This window comes from Enterobacter asburiae (assembly GCA_011754535.1).
GTDB lineage: Bacteria > Pseudomonadota > Gammaproteobacteria > Enterobacterales > Enterobacteriaceae > Enterobacter > Enterobacter cloacae_N.
The window spans coordinates 4441434-4460842 of record JAAQVN010000001.1 but is presented as its reverse complement, the minus strand read 5'-3'; the positions used below and the strand labels follow the sequence as shown (position 1 = coordinate 4460842).

The 19409-nt window shown below is 57.3% G+C and carries 16 protein-coding genes; 5 read left to right on the top strand and 11 right to left on the bottom strand.

What is annotated here, in order from left to right; translation table 11 throughout:
- Positions 1-23: 23 nt before the first annotated feature.
- Positions 24-797: a pimeloyl-ACP methyl ester esterase BioH gene (gene bioH, locus HBM95_21245; protein NIH45432.1), complete on the top strand. Its 774-nt coding sequence runs from the start codon at positions 24-26 to the stop codon at positions 795-797.
- A 112-nt stretch (positions 798-909) separates the two neighbouring features.
- Positions 910-1179, top strand: coding sequence for a DUF1471 domain-containing protein (locus HBM95_21240; GenBank protein ID NIH45431.1), 270 nt, complete (start codon positions 910-912; stop codon positions 1177-1179).
- A 33-nt stretch (positions 1180-1212) separates the two neighbouring features.
- Here HBM95_21240 and feoC read toward each other — a convergent pair whose 3' ends face one another.
- The 5 genes from feoC to greB all read right to left on the bottom strand — a co-directional run bounded on the left by feoC (position 1213) and on the right by greB (position 7247).
- Entirely contained in the window at positions 1213-1449 is a 237-nt protein-coding gene (feoC, locus tag HBM95_21235; GenBank protein NIH45430.1) for a [Fe-S]-dependent transcriptional repressor FeoC, read from the bottom strand.
- An 11-nt stretch (positions 1450-1460) separates the two neighbouring features.
- Entirely contained in the window at positions 1461-3779 is a 2319-nt protein-coding gene (gene feoB, locus HBM95_21230) for a Fe(2+) transporter permease subunit FeoB (GenBank protein ID NIH45429.1), read from the bottom strand.
- A 30-nt stretch (positions 3780-3809) separates the two neighbouring features.
- Complete coding sequence (gene feoA / locus HBM95_21225) at positions 3810-4037, bottom strand: ferrous iron transporter A (protein NIH45428.1); 228 nt, start codon at positions 4035-4037, stop codon at positions 3810-3812.
- A 320-nt stretch (positions 4038-4357) separates the two neighbouring features.
- Entirely contained in the window at positions 4358-6688 is a 2331-nt protein-coding gene (locus HBM95_21220; GenBank protein ID NIH45427.1) for an RNA-binding transcriptional accessory protein, read from the bottom strand.
- An 85-nt stretch (positions 6689-6773) separates the two neighbouring features.
- Positions 6774-7247, bottom strand: a complete 474-nt coding sequence (gene greB, locus HBM95_21215) for a transcription elongation factor GreB (protein ID NIH45426.1) — start codon at positions 7245-7247, stop codon at positions 6774-6776.
- Between the two features lie 229 nt (positions 7248-7476).
- On the opposite strand from greB, the gene ompR reads away from it, so the two are divergent.
- Both ompR and envZ read left to right on the top strand, forming a co-directional pair.
- Positions 7477-8196: a two-component system response regulator OmpR gene (ompR, locus tag HBM95_21210; GenBank protein ID NIH45425.1), complete on the top strand. Its 720-nt coding sequence runs from the start codon at positions 7477-7479 to the stop codon at positions 8194-8196.
- A complete protein-coding gene (envZ, locus tag HBM95_21205; GenBank protein NIH45424.1) occupies positions 8193-9539 on the top strand; it encodes a two-component system sensor histidine kinase EnvZ in 1347 nt (448 codons plus the stop codon). The genes ompR and envZ overlap by 4 nt, the downstream gene beginning before the upstream one ends.
- 125 nt (positions 9540-9664) lie before the next feature.
- Here envZ and pckA read toward each other — a convergent pair whose 3' ends face one another.
- From pckA to HBM95_21180, 5 genes are all read right to left on the bottom strand, one after another.
- On the bottom strand, positions 9665-11284 hold the full coding sequence (gene pckA / locus HBM95_21200) for a phosphoenolpyruvate carboxykinase (ATP) (protein NIH45423.1): 1620 nt from the start codon (positions 11282-11284) through the stop codon (positions 9665-9667).
- 359 nt (positions 11285-11643) lie between these two features.
- The gene (gene hslO / locus HBM95_21195; protein NIH45422.1) at positions 11644-12528 is read right to left on the bottom strand and encodes an Hsp33 family molecular chaperone HslO; all 885 of its coding nucleotides are present in this window, start codon (positions 12526-12528) and stop codon (positions 11644-11646) included.
- 18 nt (positions 12529-12546) lie between these two features.
- Complete coding sequence (hslR, locus tag HBM95_21190) at positions 12547-12948, bottom strand: ribosome-associated heat shock protein Hsp15 (protein ID NIH45421.1); 402 nt, start codon at positions 12946-12948, stop codon at positions 12547-12549.
- The gene (yrfG, locus tag HBM95_21185) at positions 12945-13628 is read right to left on the bottom strand and encodes a GMP/IMP nucleotidase (GenBank protein NIH45420.1); all 684 of its coding nucleotides are present in this window, start codon (positions 13626-13628) and stop codon (positions 12945-12947) included. Before yrfG ends, hslR begins: the two co-directional genes overlap by 4 nt.
- Before the next feature lie 68 nt (positions 13629-13696).
- On the bottom strand, positions 13697-15832 hold the full coding sequence (locus tag HBM95_21180; GenBank protein NIH45419.1) for an intracellular growth attenuator family protein: 2136 nt from the start codon (positions 15830-15832) through the stop codon (positions 13697-13699).
- 322 nt (positions 15833-16154) lie between these two features.
- On the opposite strand from HBM95_21180, the gene nudE reads away from it, so the two are divergent.
- On the top strand, positions 16155-16715 hold the full coding sequence (gene nudE, locus HBM95_21175) for an ADP compounds hydrolase NudE (GenBank protein ID NIH45418.1): 561 nt from the start codon (positions 16155-16157) through the stop codon (positions 16713-16715).
- Between the two features lie 88 nt (positions 16716-16803).
- On the opposite strand, the gene mrcA is transcribed toward nudE, so the two are convergent.
- Complete coding sequence (gene mrcA, locus HBM95_21170; protein ID NIH45417.1) at positions 16804-19356, bottom strand: peptidoglycan glycosyltransferase/peptidoglycan DD-transpeptidase MrcA; 2553 nt, start codon at positions 19354-19356, stop codon at positions 16804-16806.
- Between the last annotated feature and the right edge of the window lie 53 nt (positions 19357-19409).

The window sequence follows — 19409 nt, the reverse complement described above, 5'->3', positions numbered from 1 at the left end:
GTGAAAAAAGAGAACAGTAACTGATGAAGACGCTGTGGTGGCAGACCGTAGGGACAGGAAATTGCCATCTTGTGCTGCTGCACGGATGGGGCCTGAATGCGGAAGTGTGGCATTGCATAAGCGAGGAACTTGCCTCGCAATTTACGTTACATCTGGTTGATCTACCGGGCTACGGTCGCAGCCGCGGCTTTAGCGCGATGTCGCTTGATGAGATGGCGCAGCAGGTTGTGGACGCCGCGCCGCAAAATGCCATCTGGCTGGGCTGGAGCCTGGGCGGGCTGGTGGCAAGCCAGATTGCGCTCTCCTGGCCCGAGCGCGTTAAGGCGCTGGTCACCGTGGCCTCGTCGCCATGCTTTAGCGCGCAAGAGACGTGGCCCGGCATCAAACTTGACGTGCTGGCGGGCTTCCAGCAGCAGCTGAGCGACGATTTCCAGCGGACTGTCGAGCGATTCCTCGCATTGCAGACAATGGGGACGGAAACCGCGCGTCAGGATGCCAGAGCGCTGAAGCAGGTGGTGCTCTCCCTGCCGATGCCGGACGTCGAGGTGCTTAACGGCGGTCTTGAGATCCTGAAAACGGTCGACCTGCGGGAGCCGCTGACTGAGCTGGCCATGCCGCATCTGCGTATCTATGGCCATCTGGACGGGCTGGTGCCGCGCAAAGTGGTTCCACTTCTGGATTCCCTCTGGCCGGACAGCGAATCCCGGGTCATTGCCAAAGCCGCGCATGCTCCGTTTATCTCTCATCCGACGGAATTTTGTTCAGCGCTGGTTGCGTTAAGTCAACGTTTAGACTGATTATTTTCTATCCAGCCTGGAAAAAGTTACACACCGCAACCATACTCCAGATGTCGTTGCGGTTGTTCTGCCTACGATAATCAAAAACAACAATCCTATGGAGAGTCAGGCTATGAAACTTGTTACAGGTATTGTCACTTCTCTGGTTATTGGGTCACTGTCATTTGGCGTTTTTGCGGCGAAAGAGCTGGAAAAAGATAAAGTTGCCGGGATGAATCTGACGAAAATTGGTGAGATTTCTACGTCTGACACCACCGCGCCGATGGATGCAAGAAAAGAGCTGTCGAAGAAAGCGGATGAGCTGGGCGGGACGTACTACGTCGTCACCAGTGCAGAAAAACAGACCAAAAACGTACGCGCCACCGCGGACGTCTATAAGTAATACGATAAAGCCGGGCAGCAATGCCCGGCTTTGTTAGCGCAGTGCCCACCATTCCCTGAGGCAGGCCTTTCCTTCCGGGCAGCTTTTACAACTGCCGGAGAGGCAGCCGTCCGCTTCTTCCTGGATCCGCACGGCTTTACCCATCGCTTCCAGGCGTTCCAGCATGGCATCGATCATCGGCTGCGGCGTATGCAGGCTGAGGCTGAGCTGTTTTGCCTCCATCCGCCCCTGAAGCGCCAGCAGGTCACGAACCTGAATCAACGATGCCATCTGGTTTCCTCTTAGTGACAGTCGCCAGCCGGGCTGCTGCAGCAGGTTGCGGCGGTTTTACGATTCGCCAGCAGGTCGATGTCGACGCGGCTGCGTGCCCGGCGTAGCAGACCGAGAATCATTACGTTAAACAGCACAACCGCCAGAATGCAGACCAGGCTGTAGCGCGGGTGCTGGCTGAAGTTAACGGTCTGATAAAACAGCGTCGCCAGCGAGTAAGCGATATTCAGCCCCCACAGGATGGAGAAGCCCATCCAGCCGCGGCTGGACTCGCGGGCAATCGCTCCCATGACGGAGATGCACGGGATATAGAGCAGGACAAAGATGAGATAGCTGTAGGCCGCAGACGCGCTGCCAAACTTCTCGCCCATCACGCCCATGGCACCGGTCGCCATTTCGCCGTCGCCTTTGCTGGCCTCAATCGGGTTCGCCAGCACGCTCAGGCTGAAGGTATCTTTCAGGCTCTGCCAGGTCTCCTCTACGGCACCCAGCAGTTCGTCACCGAGGTGAAACTCCGCCGGGTTAAATTCCTGCTCCTGAATGTTCTCTGCGGTGTAGAGCGTGTTCAGGGTCCCCACGACCACCTCTTTCGCCATCGCCCCGGTGAACAGTCCCACGGTCGCCTGCCAGTTATCCTCCTGCACGCCAATTGGTTTAAAGACCGGCGTGATGACGCGGCTGACGGAGGAGAGGGCAGAGTCGTTGATGTTATCCGCCGTCTGTCCACTCAGGGTGAAGCTGTTCAGAGCGCTCAGGAAAATACTGACAATGACAATCACCTTACCGGCGCGCAGCACAAAGCCTTTCAGGCGCTGCCAGGTCTGGATCGCCAGGCTTTTCAGATGCGGTACGTGGTAGACCGGAAGCTCCATCACAAACGGCGACGCTTCACCACGCATGATGGTGTGCTTGAGCATTAAACCAGTCAGGATCGCCATCACGATGCCCAGCACATATAGCGAGAAGACCGCCAGCGCGCCCTGCTGACCAAAGAAGGCGGCTGCAAAGACCGCAAAGATTGCCAGACGCGCGCCGCAGGACATAAATGGCGCCATCATGATGGTCATCAGACGTTCACGCGGCGCATCCAGGGTGCGTGCGCCCATCACCGACGGCACGTTACAGCCGAAGCCGACGATCAGCGGGACGAAGGATTTACCCGGCAGACCCAGTGCCTGCATCAGGCGGTCCATCACGAACGCGGCGCGCGCCATGTAACCGGAATCTTCAAGGAACGAGAGGAACAGATACATCATGCCGATCTGCGGCACCAGCGGCAGCACGGTGTTGATACCGCCGCCGATCCCCTGAGCGAGGAAGATGGTTAGCCATTCCGGGAAGTGCAGGGTGTAACCCAGCCACTGAATACCATGAACGAAAACAGCGACAGAACCTGCGTCAAAAATCGGCTGGAGCGCGCCACCAATGTTAATGGCAAGCAGGAACATCACGTACATCACCAGCAGGAAGATCGGCAAACCGAGAAAGCGGTTGAGCACAATCTTATCCACCGCCGCCGTAAAGCGGCTGGGTTCCGCGGTAAGGGCGTTGCTGACCACGTCACAAATTGACGCAATGGCCTGATAACGCGCATCGGCGATGTGCAGCGCCGGGTCGTCCAGCTCGCCGCTGAGACGGGCGAGGGTCACGTCCAGCTTATCTGCTGCATGTCCGGCATAGGCGCGGCTATAGATATCCCCTTCCAGCATCTGCAGGCCGAGCCACAGACGCTGTTTCGCAGGCATATTTTTGTCCATCTCCTGCGCCAGCAGATCGGCTTCGCGCAGCAGCGGCTGGGCGTAGTGCACCAGCTCAACGTCGCGGTTTCCCGCGTGGCGATCAATCGCCAGCTTCAGCGCGTCGATACCGCGAGCGCGGGTCGAGACCAGCGGAACGACAGGGCACCCAAGGCGCGCAGAGAGGGCATCGACGTCAATGCGCAGCTTTTGTTTTTCCGCAATGTCGAGCATGTTGAGCGCCACGATGCAGGGGATCCCCAGCTCCAGCAGCTGCAGCGTCAGGTAAAGGTTTCGTTCGAGGTTAGAGGCGTCGACCACGTTGATCAGCAGATCGGCATCGCCGCCAAGAATGTAGTGGCAGGCAATTTGCTCATCGAGCGAGGTCTGGGATGAAATCGTGGTTAAGGAATAGGTGCCGGGAAGGTCGACCAGGGTCACCTGATTGTCTGTTGTCGTGAACTGACCTTCTTTACGTTCAACCGTTACGCCTGCCCAATTTCCCACGCGCTGGCGCGCGCCGGTTAACTGATTAAATAAGGTTGTCTTGCCGGAATTAGGATTGCCAATTAAGCCAATAGTTAATTTTTTCATTGTATTAGACCCACCGAAACCGCTGGCTTGTTAACGGGATAAAGATTCAACTTCAATTAATGCGAGGTCTTTTTTGCGCAGAACCAGATTCACGCGCCGGGTTTCGATATGGACAGGATCGCCCAACGGCGCTACGCGCACGACCTGGAATGATGAGCCGGGCAGCATGCCCAGTGACAGCAGCTTCTGCCGATAGGCCGGGCTAATTTCGCGGGTAAAACCGGTAATTTTCCATGCACTGTCTGGAGTGAATTGCATAATGCCTGATTCCACGAGAGGTTAAATAATCTACACTGCGATGATAATGAGAATAGTTTTTATCAGCAATAATAAAAATGTGACGGGATGTTGTTAATCGTATTAATTTGCGGTCTGATTGACCTTGCTCAATATTTGCTGAATTGCCGGGAAAATGAAAAGAGGGATATTTGTTAACGGGGTGATAATTAGTGGTTTAAATATGGCTGTGCAATCGGTTTCATATATTTCGAGATGTTTTATTCCCCTCACCCCAAAGGGGAGAGGGGACTTTAACACCCTCGCCCTTTTGGGGTGAGGGTCGGGGTGAGGGGGGGGGATCAGCGTTTCTTACCCATCGCAGCCGCCAGCGCATCCATCATCGCGCTGTTGCCCGCAGGCTGTGCGTCAAGCCCGCGCGGTTTTGCGGCTTTCGCGGCCGGACGCTGCTGCTCGCGGCCTCCGCCGTTGCCGCCACGGCGCGCGTTGGTGTCGCCCGGTTGCTCGTCCAGACGCATGGTCAGGGCGATACGCTTGCGCTGCAGATCCACTTCCAGCACTTTCACCTTCACGATGTCCCCCGCTTTGACCACGGTGTGCGGGTCTTCAACGAACTTGTCGGCAAGGGAAGAGATATGCACCAGACCGTCCTGGTGCACGCCGATATCCACAAACGCGCCGAAGTTGGTGACGTTGGTCACCGCGCCTTCCAGCACCATGCCCGGCAGGAGATCGTTCATGGTCTCGATGCCGTCAGCAAAGGTCGCCGTTTTGAACTCAGGACGCGGATCGCGGCCCGGTTTTTCCAGCTCTTTGATGATATCGGTGACGGTAGGCACGCCAAATTTTTCGTCTGTGAAGTCCACCGCTTTCAGGTTGCGCAGGGCGCCGCTGTCGCCCATCAGGTCTTTAAGCGCCTGCTGAGTAGCGGCCAGGATGCGCTCAACAACCGGGTATGCTTCCGGGTGAACGGTAGAGGCATCCAGCGGGTTATCGCCGTGGTTGATGCGCAGGAAGCCCGCGCACTGCTCAAACGCTTTCGGCCCCAGGCGGCTCACTTTAAGCAGCTGCTGACGGTTCTGGAACTGACCGTTCTCGTCACGCCAGGCCACGATGTTCTGCGCCATCATGCGGGTTAAGCCCGCCACACGGGTCAGCAGAGGAACGGAGGCGGTGTTCAGGTCCACGCCGACGGCGTTTACGCAGTCTTCCACCACCGCATCCAGCTTGCGCGCCAGCTGCGTCTGGCTCACGTCGTGCTGGTACTGGCCCACGCCGATGGATTTCGGGTCGATCTTCACGAGTTCGGCAAGCGGATCCTGCAGACGACGGGCGATGGAGACCGCACCACGCAGGGAAACGTCCAGGTCCGGGAACTCCTGCGCCGCCAGCTCAGAGGCGGAGTAGACCGATGCGCCCGCTTCGCTGACGATCACTTTCTGTGCCGTCACTTTCGGGAACTGCTTCTGCACGTCGAGGTAGAAACGCTCGGTTTCGCGTGATGCGGTGCCGTTACCGATGGCAACCAGCTCCACGTTGTACTTCTCGCACAGCGCCGCCACCACGACGGCGGCTTTCGCTGCCTGTCCGGTATGCGGGTAAATGGTGTCGGTGGCGACCAGCTTGCCGGTGCCGTCAACCACAGCGACCTTCACGCCGGTACGCAGGCCCGGATCGAGACCCATGGTGGCGCGCAGGCCGGCAGGAGCGGCCATCAGCAGGTCGTGCAGGTTACGGGCGAAAACGTTAATCGCTTCATCTTCAGCGCGCTCGCGTACGGTACCCATCAGCTCGGTTTCCAGGTGCATCAGCACCTTGATGCGCCAGGTCCAGCTCACTACGCCTTTGCGCCAGCTGTCCGCTGGGGCGTTGTTCAGGCGCAGGCCGAGATGGTCGATAATGATCTGCTCGCAGTGGCTCTCTTTCGGCGGCTCGTCAAACTGCGGGTCGGCGTTCAGGGAGAGCTGGAGCACGCCTTCGTTGCGGCCGCGGAACATCGCCAGCGCGCGGTGAGAAGGGGTGGTTGAAATCGGTTCGTGGTGATCGAAGTAGTCGCGGAACTTCGCGCCTTCTTCCTCTTTGCCCGCGACGACGGTAGAGACGATGTGGGCATTCTTCCACAGGTAATCACGCACTTTGGCCAGCAGGGCAGCGTCTTCCGCGAAGCGCTCCATCAGGATGTAGCGCGCGCCGTCCAGAGCGGCCTTGGTGTCCGCGACGCCTTTGTCGGCGTCGATGAATTTCGCCGCTTCGGTGTCCGGGTCGTGAGACGGCTCATTCCACAGCAGGTCGGCCAGCGGCTCAAGGCCCGCTTCAATCGCAATCTGCCCGCGCGTGCGGCGCTTCGGTTTATACGGCAGATAGAGATCTTCGAGTTCGGTTTTGCTCAGGGTGCCGTTAATGGCGCTTTCCAGCTCGCTGGTCAGCTTGCCCTGTTCGCCGATGGATTTGAGGATCGCCTGACGACGTTCTTCCAGCTCGCGCAGATAGCCCAGACGGGTCTCCAGGTTACGCAGCTGCGTGTCATCCAGACCGCCGGTGACTTCCTTACGATAGCGTGCAATAAACGGCACGGTGTTCCCTTCATCAAGCAGGCGAACGGCAGCTTCTACCTGTTCGGCTCTGGCCTGAAGTTCACCCGCAATAATGCGGCAGAGCGAATCTTTCATCATGGCTTTATCATCTTGTGGGTCAAAATCAGGGGATAGTTATACGGGCTGACACGGCAAAATGCCAGCCGGGGAGGGCGCTCTCGGACTATTTTACGTAGACGATCTCATTGACGTACCAGCTGGCTTCTCCCGCCGGGGTCTGAACGACGGCCAAATCGCCCACTTCCTTTTTCAGCAGCGCGCGGGCCATCGGGGAGTCGATGGAGATGTAATCTTTACGACCAAAAATTTCATCGTAGCCGACAATGCGAAAACGCAGGGTGTCACCGTCATCGTTTTCAATTTCCACCCACGCGCCGAAGAACACTTTGCCCTCCTGCTGTGGGGAGTAATCGACAATTTTGAGATTCTCGAGGCACTTCGTCAGGTAGCGAACCCGGCGGTCAATTTCGCGCAGCCGCTTTTTGTTGTACTGGTAATCCGCATTCTCGCTGCGATCGCCCAGGCTGGCCGCCCAGGTCACCTTTTTGGTCACCTCAGGACGCTCTTCGCGCCACAGGTAATCCATCTCTTTCTTGAGTTTCTCGTACCCTTCGCGGGTGATCAGGGGCGTTTTCATGGTGCAGCCTTTAATGCCGGTTAACTGTCTTTGCGCACAATACGTAGCGCACAGTGTAACAGACAGGATTAATAATGATTTATGTGATGAAATGAACAGATAAGCTGCTGTTAAATATGCTTTGTAACAATTTCGACTAGAATTTATACCAGAATTAACTGGTCGAATACGTGCACTTTTTTAGAATACGCTGTTACAAAGACTATCCGAACCTTTGGGAGTACACACAATGCAAGAGAACTACAAAATTCTGGTCGTGGATGACGACATGCGCCTGCGCGCGCTGCTGGAGCGTTATCTGACCGAGCAGGGCTTCCAGGTTCGTAGCGTCGCGAACGCTGAGCAGATGGACCGTCTGCTGACCCGTGAATCTTTCCACCTGATGGTTCTCGACCTGATGCTGCCGGGCGAAGACGGGCTTTCTATTTGCCGCCGTCTGCGCAGCCAGAGCAACCCGATGCCAATCATCATGGTGACCGCGAAGGGTGAAGAGGTTGACCGTATTGTGGGCCTCGAAATCGGCGCGGACGACTACATTCCAAAACCGTTTAACCCGCGAGAACTGCTGGCGCGTATTCGCGCCGTGCTGCGCCGTCAGGCGAACGAACTGCCTGGCGCACCGTCGCAGGAAGAAGCGGTGATTGCCTTCGGCAAGTTCAAGCTGAACCTCGGCACGCGCGAGATGTTCCGTGAAGATGAGCCAATGCCGCTCACCAGCGGTGAGTTTGCCGTACTGAAAGCGCTGGTCAGCCACCCGCGCGAGCCGCTTTCCCGTGACAAGCTGATGAACCTGGCGCGCGGTCGCGAATACTCAGCAATGGAACGCTCCATCGACGTGCAGATCTCTCGCCTGCGCCGCATGGTGGAAGAAGATCCGGCGCATCCTCGTTATATTCAGACCGTGTGGGGTCTGGGCTACGTATTTGTCCCGGACGGCTCTAAAGCATGAGGCGAATGCGCTTCTCGCCGCGAAGCTCGTTTGCCCGCACCCTGCTGCTGATCGTCACCCTGCTGTTCGTCAGCCTGGTGACGACCTACCTGGTTGTGCTGAACTTTGCGATCCTGCCGAGCCTCCAGCAGTTTAATAAGGTCCTGGCCTACGAAGTGCGTATGCTGATGACCGATAAGCTGCAGCTGGAGGACGGTACGCAGCTGGTTGTTCCCCCGGCGTTTCGCCGTGAAATTTACCGTGAGTTGGGCATTTCGCTCTACTCGAATGAGGCGGCGGAAGACGCTGGCCTGCGCTGGGCGCAGCACTACGAATTTCTCAGCCAGCAGATGGCGCAGCAGCTGGGTGGCCCAACGGAAGTGCGCGTTGAGGTCAACAAAAGCTCGCCCGTCGTCTGGCTGAAAACCTGGCTGTCACCCAACATCTGGGTGCGCGTTCCGCTGACCGAAATCCATCAGGGCGACTTCTCGCCGCTGTTCCGCTACACCCTGGCCATTATGCTGCTGGCGATAGGTGGCGCGTGGCTGTTTATCCGTATCCAGAACCGACCGCTGGTCGACCTGGAGCACGCGGCGCTGCAGGTCGGTAAAGGCATCATTCCTCCTCCGCTGCGCGAATATGGTGCCTCTGAAGTGCGTTCGGTAACGCGCGCGTTTAACCATATGGCGGCAGGCGTGAAGCAGCTGGCGGACGACCGTACGCTGCTGATGGCAGGCGTCAGCCATGACCTTCGCACCCCGCTAACGCGTATTCGTCTGGCGACGGAGATGATGGGGGAAGAGGACGGTTATCTCGCCGAGTCCATTAACAAGGACATCGAAGAGTGTAACGCCATCATCGAGCAGTTCATCGACTACCTGCGCACCGGCCAGGAAATGCCAATGGAAATGGCCGATCTGAACGCGGTGCTGGGCGAAGTGGTGGCCGCAGAAAGTGGTTATGAACGTGAAATTGACACTGACCTTCAGGACGGTGAAATTCAGGTTCGTATGCACCCGCTCTCCATTAAGCGTGCGGTGGCTAACATGGTGGTCAATGCGGCGCGTTACGGTAACGGCTGGATTAAGGTCAGCAGCGGGTCTGAACTCAACCGCGCCTGGTTCCAGGTGGAAGACGACGGTCCGGGCATTAAGCCCGAGCAGCGTAAGCATCTGTTCCAGCCGTTTGTGCGCGGCGATAGCGCGCGCAGCACCAGCGGTACGGGCTTAGGCCTGGCGATTGTGCAGCGTATTATCGATAACCATAACGGATTGCTGGAGATCGGTACCAGCGATCGGGGTGGGTTGAGCATTCGCGCCTGGCTACCGGTACCGGTGACGCGGGGGCAGGTGAAAGAGAGTTAAAAAAGGGTGGCGCTAGCCACCCTTTTTTGTAGGTCGGGTAAGGCGAAGCCGCCACCCGACAACATAAGACCTCTGCGGCCTGATGCCCTCACCCCGGCCCTCTCCCACGGGGAGAGGGAGAAGGGCTACAGCTTCGGTCCCGCACTCACCAGCGCAGCACCCGCCGGGGTATCGGTATACTTCTCGAAGTTCTCAATAAACAGCTTCGCCAGCGATTCCGCCTTCTCGCGCCACTGCTCCGGCGAACCGTAGGTATTGCGCGGGTCGAGGATACGCGTGTCCACACCCGGCAGTTCCGTCGGAATGGCCAGATCAAACATCGGCAGCGTGAAGGTTTCGGCATTATCCAGTGAACCATCCAGAATGGCGTCGATAATGGCCCGGGTATCTTTGATAGAGATACGCTTGCCGGTACCGTTCCAGCCGGTGTTGACCAGGTAGGCCTGCGCGCCGGATGCCTGCATGCGTTTCACCAGCACCTCAGCGTACTGCGTCGGGTGCAGCGACAGGAATGCCGCGCCGAAGCAGGCGGAGAAGGTTGGGGTTGGCTCCGTGACGCCACGCTCGGTACCCGCCAGTTTGGCAGTAAAGCCAGAGAGGAAATGGTACTGCGTCTGGCTGGCGGTCAGGCGGGACACCGGAGGCAGCACGCCGAACGCATCCGCCGTCAGGAAAATCACCTTCGTGGCATGGCCCGCTTTTGACACCGGCTTCACGATATTGTCGATGTGGTAGATTGGGTAAGAGACGCGGGTGTTTTCGGTTTTTGACGCATCGTCGAAGTCGATAGAGCCGTCGGCACGTACGGTGACGTTTTCCAGCAGCGCGTCGCGACGGATCGCATGGAAGATATCCGGCTCGGCCTCTTCAGACAGGCGAATGGTCTTCGCGTAGCAGCCGCCTTCGAAGTTAAACACGCCGTCATCGTCCCAGCCGTGCTCGTCATCGCCAATCAGACGGCGTTTTGGATCGGTGGAGAGCGTGGTTTTCCCGGTGCCGGACAGGCCGAAGAATACCGCCACGTCGCCTTTCTCGCCGACGTTCGCCGAGCAGTGCATGGAGGCAATACCGCGCAGCGGCAGCAGGTAGTTCATGACCGAGAACATCCCTTTCTTCATTTCGCCGCCGTACCAGGTACCGCCAATCAGCTGGATACGCTCGGTCAGGTTGAAGGCAATGAAGTTCTCAGAGTTCAGGCCCTGCTCTTTCCACTGTGGGTTGGTGCATTTCGCACCATTCATCACGATGAAGTCAGGTGTGAAGTCCTGCAGCTCTTCGTCGGTCGGACGAATAAACATATTCTTAACGAAATGCGCCTGCCAGGCCACTTCGGTAATGAAACGCACGGAAAGGCGGGTATCGGCGTTAGCGCCGCAGAAAGCGTCGACAATGAACAGACGCTTGCCGGAAAGTTGATGGGTGACGAGCCCTTTCAGGTGCTGCCAGGTTTCCGGGGAGAGCGGTTTGTTGTCGTTCTTCCCTTTGCCTTTGTCAGCCCACCACAGCGTATCGCGGGTGGTTTCGTCGCGGACGATATACTTATCTTTCGGCGAACGACCGGTAAAGATACCGGTATCGACGGCGATAGCACCAAGGTTCGTCAACACACCGCGCTCGTATCCTTCCAGTGCTGGATTGAGCTCTTCCTGATACAGCGTATCGTAATCGGGGTTGTAGACGACTTCCTGGACGTCGTGAATACCATAAGCCTTGAGATCTTGCGGGGTTAAACCAGTAACACGCATATCACTGCTCCTTAGCCAATATGTACTGCCTGAAATTGTAGGGTTTTTCTGGGGATGTTAACCGCGACGGGGCTCATAGATTTGTGCATCTGGATAAAACCCTTACTAACGGAAAACGCTGCGACTCCAGTCACAGTGCAGGCGGATTATCGCAGGAATCGCTTTTTGGTTGGGGAAAATGTTCCGAAAAGGTTAAAGACTGGTGATTTTATCGGAAAGAATGTGAATGTAATCGCATACATGTAAGAAAATTACGTAAGAGTTACATAGGGAAAACGATTCAGCTTGGATGGGATATTTGCCCCTCACCCCGGCCCTCTCCCCAAAGGGGAGAGGGTTAGGGTGAGGGGGGAAGAGGTTTAATGAACCTGTGGATCCGCCGGGGAGGCGTTGTTGCGGATCTCAGCGATATCCATCGAATTGAACACGTAGTGCGTACCGCAGTAGTCACAGTGCATATCAATTTCGCCGTCTTCCGCCATGATGCTGTCGATCTCTTCATCCGGCAGGGTTTTCAGTGCGCCAGCGCAGCGCTCGCGTGAGCAGGTGCACTTAAACTCCACGGACTGCGGATCGTACACGGTCACTTCTTCTTCGTGATACAGACGCCACAGCACGTCGGTTGCCGACAGGTTGAACAGCTCTTCCGCCTTGATGGTTTCGGTCAGCGTCGCCAGATGCTCAAAGTCATTGGTCTGCGCGTCCTGTGCAGGCAGAACCTGGAGCAGCATGCCGCCCGCAGCAGGCTGGCCGTCCACTTCACCGGTGCGGATGAACAGACGCGTTGGGAGCTGTTCGGAGCGCATGAAGTAGTCTTCCAGGCAGGCTGCCAGGGTATCGCCTTCCAGACCGACCACGCCCTGATAGCGTTCACCTTCCTCCGGGGAGATGGTGATCACCAGGTAGCCATTGCCCACCAGCGTTTTGAGGTCTGCATTTTCAGGCACGTCGCCCTGAACGCGCGCTACGCCGCGCATCTGCTGCTGGTTATTGCCGTTGATCACCGCCAGCGTCATCGGGCCGTCACCCTGCAGCTGCACGGTGATATCGCCGGCAAACTTCAGCGTCGCGGTCAGCAGGCTGGTGGCAACCAGCAGTTCGCCCAACAGGGTCTTCACCGGCAGCGGGTAGTTGTGGTTTTCCAGAATCTGTTTCCAGGTTTCGGATACGGTGACCAGCTCGCCGCGCACGGCGAATTGTTCAAACAGATAGCGGTGTAATTGGTCGTGTTGGGCCATTTTCATCTCTCGTGCGGGTGAGGGTTACTCGCTCTCACCGTGTTTAAATTTCATCAGATCGCGGCGCTCTTTTTTATCCGGTCGCCGGTCCGGGTGGGGCATGGTCAGCGCATTCATTTTGCGCGCCAGCGCGGTTTTCTCGCGCTTTTCAACGCTTTCAGGCGTTTCTTCGTAAAGCTGTACGGCTTCCGATGCGGGCCGTCGCTGTTCGGTAATGGCTTTAATCACTACCGTACGTTCGTCGTTGCCCTGGCGCAGCGTTAAGGTGGCGTTCAGCTCGACCAGCTTGCTCGGCTTGCTGCGCTGGCCGTTGTAATGCACTTTACCGCCGTCAACCATCTCGCGGGCAAGGGCGCGCGTTTTATAAAAACGGGCTGCCCACAGCCATTTATCCAGTCTTACCCCATCTGAGGGCTTTTCTTTCATGGCGTCTCCTTCACGGTTAGTGAGGGGATCATCTGGCGGTAGTCGTTCAGCCCCGGATGGCGCAGATAGCGTTTTTCAGCCAGGCCAGAGTCAGGATTGGTAACGCCCAGACAATAGCGAATGCCAAACGTTGCCGCGGAATCCAGAATGGGCTCGCTGTCGTCAATGAACAGTGTGCGTTCCGGCTGCAGGCCGGTCTCTTCCTTCACCGCATGCCACAACCGCTGATCCTCTTTCGGATAACCAAATGTGTGGGTAGAAAGTAATAAATCAAGGTGCGACGCCAGCCCCGTGTGCTCCAGCTTCACGGCCAGGTTATGTGGATGCGCGTTAGTCAGCAAAATACGGCGCTTGCCGCTGGCTTTCAGCGCGTCCAGGAATGGAACCGTATCTTCGCGCAGCACGGCGCGTGGTCCCTGGGCGGTGGTCATGGCACAAATATCCAAACCGAGGCGCTCGCTCCAGTAGTCCAGACAGTACCAGTTTAGCGTATGTTGCACCGCGCTATATTGCGAACGAATGAACGCCTGCGCTTCTGCCGGGGAGATGCCCTGCTGTTCACCATAGGTTTCCGGCACCAGCTTTTGCCAGAAATAGTTGTCAAAGGCGAGATCGAGCAGCGTGCCGTCCATATCCAGCAGAACGGTGTCGACCTGCTGCCAGTCGATATCAAGATGCATAGGGGGGGAACTCCAGCCAGAAGAAACGTGCGCGACAGGGTAGCACATCTTGTCGCGCAACGACGTTATCAGATCAGGCTCTCAGAGGAGGGGATCAGCTTAGGATTGAGGCAATTCTCGTAATATTGCTGGATCTCAGCCAGACGCGTTCGCGAGCGCTGGTAGCGGCGCAGCGCCATAAAACCGTTCCAGAAAATGGCGATCAGCATGGCGACCATCAGCAGAGAGGTGCCAATGTAACGCCACAATCCTGCGCTGTCCGGCATCCGGTGCAGGCCGATATGGCGGGTGCCGTTGGCGTCGGTGTAGATGCTTGTGACAATCCCTTCGGCACTGAACGGCGTTTGCATCAGCATCTGCGCCAGGCGCTGGAACTGGCTCCACTGCTCCTGCGCCGGGTAGTCGTAAAGCGCAACCTGCGGGTAAGGCTGATCGACCAGGTCGCTGCCTTCATCGCTGGCAATCACAAAGCCGCCCGGCGCCGGGCTGTTGAGCGCCTGAGCCGCCCGGGTGGTTTCGCGCATCATAAACGGCGATGTCGACGTCGCGACCAGGTTATCCAGCGACTCCGCGCTGACCGGACGCAGCAGCACGTTGACGCCATCCAGTCGTCCCGCTTCGGCGCGTTTCACCAGCGAGTCCCAGTCTTTACTGTTCCCGAGGTTAACCAGCGCGTTTTTGAGGCGTACGCACTCATCCTGCGTGGAGCATAAATCCTGGGTTTTCAGAACGATATCGCCAAAATCATCCAGCAGAATCATACCTGATTTCTGAATGGCGGAACGCAGCGCGGGGCTGACGCGTGAGTCATCGTCCGGTTTCGGGTGCAGCTGGCGGTTAACCGTCTGGGTCAGCGCCGTGGCTTTATTCACCACTTCAGATTCCGGCAGCGGCAGCGGCGGCGCGTCGTTCCAGATAATTTGCGAACAGTCGAACGGCATGAACGGCGAGTTCTGGCGCGTGTTCCACGCCCCCGGAGTATGGATGTTACACATCCCGGTGCCCTTCAGGCGCAGCGTATCGCCCACCCGCACGCCCGCTTCATCGAGCTGATTGACGCTGGTCGCCTCGATGGTCTGCGCGCCTTTGATCCACGAAAGGGTAAATTTGATGGGCATATCCAGCGGCACGAAAAGCAGCAGCATGATAAACACCAGCCCGGCGCCGCCGGCGATGACCGTGCTGCGGAGCCAGTGCTGAAGCGGGAAATTTTTCACTTCATCATGCAGAGACAGGAAGCGCCCCTGACGCACAACGTGGCGGTCAAGGTAGATATCAATATCGGTTTTCTGCCCTAAATCCTGCGCAATCCACGGCTGCCAGTGGCGCGGATAGATAAGGTCAATAATACCGAGTGAAATATTGTTGAGATGCTCCTGATCGTTCTCACCGAACAGGCCCCAGCGCTTTGGCGTGCCGCGCAGGCAGTGGATCTCCCGCAGCGAGGTTTTGGTCGGCGGGGCAAAGAGTCCCCACAACCCGGCCGCCAGAAGCAACACTGCGCCACCCGCCAGCCACGGGACAAAGACGTCCGGCGTCAGCAGGCAGACAAAAAAGAGCAGGAAAGCGGCAACGATCAGGATGGCTTCACGAATACCGTCCGGACGACTCAGAGCGTACTCTTCATGCGTTTCCTGACGAATATTCAGCAGTTCAATCTGCTCGGTCTCTTCACCACGAATAGAGGCCTGCGTTGAGCTCGTGCGCTCCAGCGCAAAGCGCGGGGCTTCGTGAAGATAGTCATTCAGGGTATGGCCGTTGAGCGAGATCACCAGCGGCAGCGAATCGGTGTGAATCAGCTCAACGCTGTTTTCGTCGTTAATGTACTGCTCCCAGGAAGGGGGCAGATGCACCTCAACGGAATCAAGGTAGTAGCGCCACTTGTTGGGGTCGTCAGTCGTAATGCCGTAGCGCGTGATGGAGCGCGTCACGCAGAGCACGGTGTCACTTTGCGCGTTCAGCTTAAGCGCGACAGGCGCAGCGGTGGCTCCCGTTGGCCCAGGCGTTAACTGAGAACGGTTCAGCGTTTCGAGATAGTTTTCAACTGCATCGCGCTCGTCTTGCGTGAGCTTACGGGTTGTCGCACCCGCAAAGGCATTTAAAAAGGGCAGCCGGTAACGGCGCTGTACGCGTCGCCTGTACAGCCACCCTGCAATCAATGCGCTGACCAGCATAGCAGCGAGAACAATCAAAATGGTGCTCATGCTTTCCCCATCTTACTTATCTTACAGGTGTAGTCAGTAGCACCTTTACATTGAATGAGAATCTGTGGCTGGCTATCGGCAAGTATGGAGTCGAACTTGAGCATTCTGAAGCGCATCCCAGTGACCGGTGATGATAGCAAAGCCTGCCATGGCGCGATATCAGCAAATTCCTGGAAACATTTCAACCTCTTGACATTTGTTTTGAATTGAGGATTGATCCCTGCTACGTTGCATAAATGTAAATAAAGAACGATTGACATTGCCGAAACCGTGCGGCATATCGCACAATAAAGCCAGTTCACACTGCTAAGACCCCATCAAGATGAGCAAACCACTACAAAAACCCACCATTCTGAATGTTGAAACTGTCGCTAAATCGCGCCTGTTTAATGTCGAGAGTGTGGACCTGGAGTTCAGCAACGGTGTGCGTCGTGTTTATGAACGTATGCGACCCTCCTCGCGCGAAGCGGTTATGATTGTGCCTATCGTCGACGATCATCTGATTTTGATCCGCGAATACGCCGTGGGGACGGAATCTTACGAGCTTGGGTTCTCGAAAGGGCTCATCGATCCGGGCGAAACGGTCTTTGAAGCGGCAAACCGCGAGCTGAAAGAAGAGGTGGGTTTTGGTGCGAACGAGCTGTCGTTCCTGAAAAAGCTGAGCATGGCACCGTCTTATTTTTCCAGCAAAATGAATATCGTGGTGGCTGAAGATCTCTATCCTGAATCGCTTGAGGGAGACGAGCCGGAGCCGCTGCCGCAGGTTCGCTGGCCGCTGGCGCACGTGATGGATTTGCTGGAAGACCCTGACTTTAACGAGGCGCGCAACGTGAGCGCGCTGTTCCTGGTCCGGGAGTGGCTGAAGGGGCAGGGGAGACTGTAGTGGCCTGATGCCCTCACCCTAACCCTCTCCCACGGGAGAGGGAGTAAACACAAAAATGGCAACCCGAGGTTGCCGTTTTGCTTTGTTGTCAGAACAGCTCGTGCGTCTCGCCGTTATCAATAATCTCCGTTCCCACCTCGTGCACCGCCTGCGTGGTTGGCTGCGTGCCCTCAATGAAATATTCGGCGCGGCTATTACCACCGTTTGCGAGCTGACCGGTGCTGCGGTCAATATTGACCGTCACCACGCCCGGCGGCGGCGTCAGCGGCTGCTCCGGCACGCCTTCAAGAACGGATTTCATGTAGGCATCCCAGGCCGGCTGCGCGCTTTTGGCGCCGCCTTCGTAGCCGGAAATCTGATCTTTAATCGCGCCGGATGCCGTGGTGCGGCCTAAATCACGGCGATGATCGTCGAAACCGATCCAGACCGACGTCACCACGCCCGGCCCGTAGCCGGAGAACCACGCATCTTTAGAGCTGTTGGTTGTCCCGGTTTTACCGCCGATATCGTGGCGCTGCAGATCGCGCCCTGCACGCCAGCCGGTACCCTGCCAGCCCGGTTCACCGAAGATGTTGGTGTTCAGCGCGCTCTTGATCAGGAACGCCAGCGGCGTGTTGATAACGTGCGGGGCGTACTCCTGCGCGCCGGTTTGCGCCACCAGCGACTGGTTAGCCTGCTCCAGCTGCGGCTGCGGTAAGACGATATTCGGCTGCTCCTGAGACACGGCAGGGTCTTCCATGTCCTTGTTTTCGAGCACCTCGGATTTCGGCGTATTGCCGTAAATGACCGGAATATCACACTCAGGGCAGGCAATTTTCGGCTTCGCTTCAAACAGCACGCCGCCCTGGTCGTTCTCGATTTTACTGATGAAGTACGGGTCAACCAGGAAGCCGCCGTTAGCCATCACCGAGTATCCGCGCGCGACCTGAAGCGGCGTAAAGGAGGCTGAACCTAATGCCAGCGACTCGGTGCGAACGATATTCTGCGCCGGGAAGCCGAAGCGCTGCAGGTACTCTGCCGCATAGTCGACGCCCATCGCGCGCATGGCACGCACCATCACCACGTTTTTCGACTGCCCAAGACCCTGACGAAGACGAATTGGACCGGCATACTCCGCTGGGGAGTTCTTCGGCTGCCAGTCGGAACCGGCACCGGCATCCCAGCGGGAGATTGGCACGTCGTTAAGAATGCTGGCAAGGGTCAGTCCTTTATCCATCGCAGCCGTGTAGAGGAACGGTTTGATGTTGGAACCGACCTGACGCAGGGCCTGCGTGGCGCGGTTAAATTTGCTCTGGTTGAAATCGAACCCGCCGACCAGCGCCATTACCGCCCCGTTCTGTGGGTTGATAGAAACCAGGGCCGAGTTGACATCCGGTACCTGCGCCAGCCACCAGGCATCGCCAACCTTACGTACCCAGATCTGCTGCCCGGTCTGTACCACGTCGGTCACTTTGCGCGGCGTTGGCCCCTGCAGGGTGTCTGAACGGTATGGACGCGCCCAGCGAATACCGTCCATACGCAAAGAAACGGACGTGCCGTCCGCCAGCGTCGCAACGGCTTCCTGAGGATCGGCCTGAGTGACCACGGCTGGAAGGAGCGGACCGTATGTTGGCAGCGCTTTCAGCGTGCTGGTGATTTTTTTGCTGTCCCAGGCGCTCTCACCCACTTTCCAGAGCACGTTCGACGGGCCGCGATAGCCGTGACGCATATCGTAGTCCATCACGTTATTGCGCACCGCGTCCTGAGCCGCCTGCTGCACTTTACGGGTGACGGTGGTGTACACGCGATAGCCGTCTTCATAGGCCTTGTCGCCATAACGACTCACCATCTCCTGGCGCACCATTTCGGTCAGATAAGGGGCAGAGAAAGCGATCTCAGGGGCGTGGTAATTGGCGTCAATAACGTCATTACGCGCCTGGTCGTACTCGCTCTGGCTGATGTAACCTTCGCTCAGCATACGTGAAAGGACGACGTTACGACGTGAGGTGGCGCGATCGAGCGAGTAGAGCGGGTTGAACGTGGAGGGCGCTTTTGGCAGACCGGCAATAGTTGCCATTTCGCTTAAGGTGAGCTGCTCAACAGGCTTACCGAAGTACACCTGTGCGGCAGCCCCCACGCCATAGGCACGGTAGCCTAGGTAGATTTTATTGAGGTACAGCTCAAGGATCTCGTCCTTGCTCAGCAGTTGCTCAATACGGATCGCCAGGAACACCTCTTTGATCTTACGTGTCAGCGTCTTTTCGGGGCTGAGGAAGAAGTTACGCGCCAGCTGCTGCGTAATGGTACTCGCCCCCTGGGAGGCATGACCGGAGAACAACGCAATGCTTGCGGCACGGAAAATCCCCACCGGATCGACACCGTGGTGCTCGTAGAAACGGCTGTCCTCTGTGGCGATAAAAGCTTTCACCATCACGGGGGGGATTTGGTTTAAGGTCAGCGGGATACGACGCTTCTCGCCATACTGCGCCATCAGTTCGCCATCGGCGCTATAGACCTGCATCGGGATCTGGAGGCGCACATCGCGGAGCGTGGCGACATCAGGTAGCTGTGGCTCAATATATTTGTACAAACCGTAAATCGAGCCTGCTCCCAGCAGAATGCAACAGACTGCAAGGATGAATAAATACTTTACGAACTTCACCGGAGATTTCCCATTTGGTTTCACTTGGGCAGTTTCTAAACAATCGCGCGGTA

Bases quoted from the DNA above. Each gene is read 5' to 3' on its own strand.
- HBM95_21180 (NIH45419.1), bottom strand. From the start codon at position 15,832: ATGAGCACCATTTTGATTGTTCTCGCTGCTATGCTGGTCAGCGCATTG.
- HBM95_21240 (NIH45431.1), top strand. From the start codon at position 910: ATGAAACTTGTTACAGGTATTGTCACTTCTCTGGTTATTGGGTCACTG.
- hslO (NIH45422.1), bottom strand. From the start codon at position 12,528: ATGAAAATGGCCCAACACGACCAATTACACCGCTATCTGTTTGAACAA.
- pckA (NIH45423.1), bottom strand. From the start codon at position 11,284: ATGCGTGTTACTGGTTTAACCCCGCAAGATCTCAAGGCTTATGGTATT.
- nudE (NIH45418.1), top strand. From the start codon at position 16,155: ATGAGCAAACCACTACAAAAACCCACCATTCTGAATGTTGAAACTGTC.
- ompR (NIH45425.1), top strand. From the start codon at position 7,477: ATGCAAGAGAACTACAAAATTCTGGTCGTGGATGACGACATGCGCCTG.
- feoC (NIH45430.1), bottom strand. From the start codon at position 1,449: ATGGCATCGTTGATTCAGGTTCGTGACCTGCTGGCGCTTCAGGGGCGG.
- yrfG (NIH45420.1), bottom strand. From the start codon at position 13,628: ATGCATCTTGATATCGACTGGCAGCAGGTCGACACCGTTCTGCTGGAT.
- feoB (NIH45429.1), bottom strand. From the start codon at position 3,779: ATGAAAAAATTAACTATTGGCTTAATTGGCAATCCTAATTCCGGCAAG.
- greB (NIH45426.1), bottom strand. From the start codon at position 7,247: ATGAAAACGCCCCTGATCACCCGCGAAGGGTACGAGAAACTCAAGAAA.
- hslR (NIH45421.1), bottom strand. From the start codon at position 12,948: ATGAAAGAAAAGCCCTCAGATGGGGTAAGACTGGATAAATGGCTGTGG.
- bioH (NIH45432.1), top strand. From the start codon at position 24: ATGAAGACGCTGTGGTGGCAGACCGTAGGGACAGGAAATTGCCATCTT.
- HBM95_21220 (NIH45427.1), bottom strand. From the start codon at position 6,688: ATGATGAAAGATTCGCTCTGCCGCATTATTGCGGGTGAACTTCAGGCC.
- envZ (NIH45424.1), top strand. From the start codon at position 8,193: ATGAGGCGAATGCGCTTCTCGCCGCGAAGCTCGTTTGCCCGCACCCTG.
- feoA (NIH45428.1), bottom strand. From the start codon at position 4,037: ATGCAATTCACTCCAGACAGTGCATGGAAAATTACCGGTTTTACCCGC.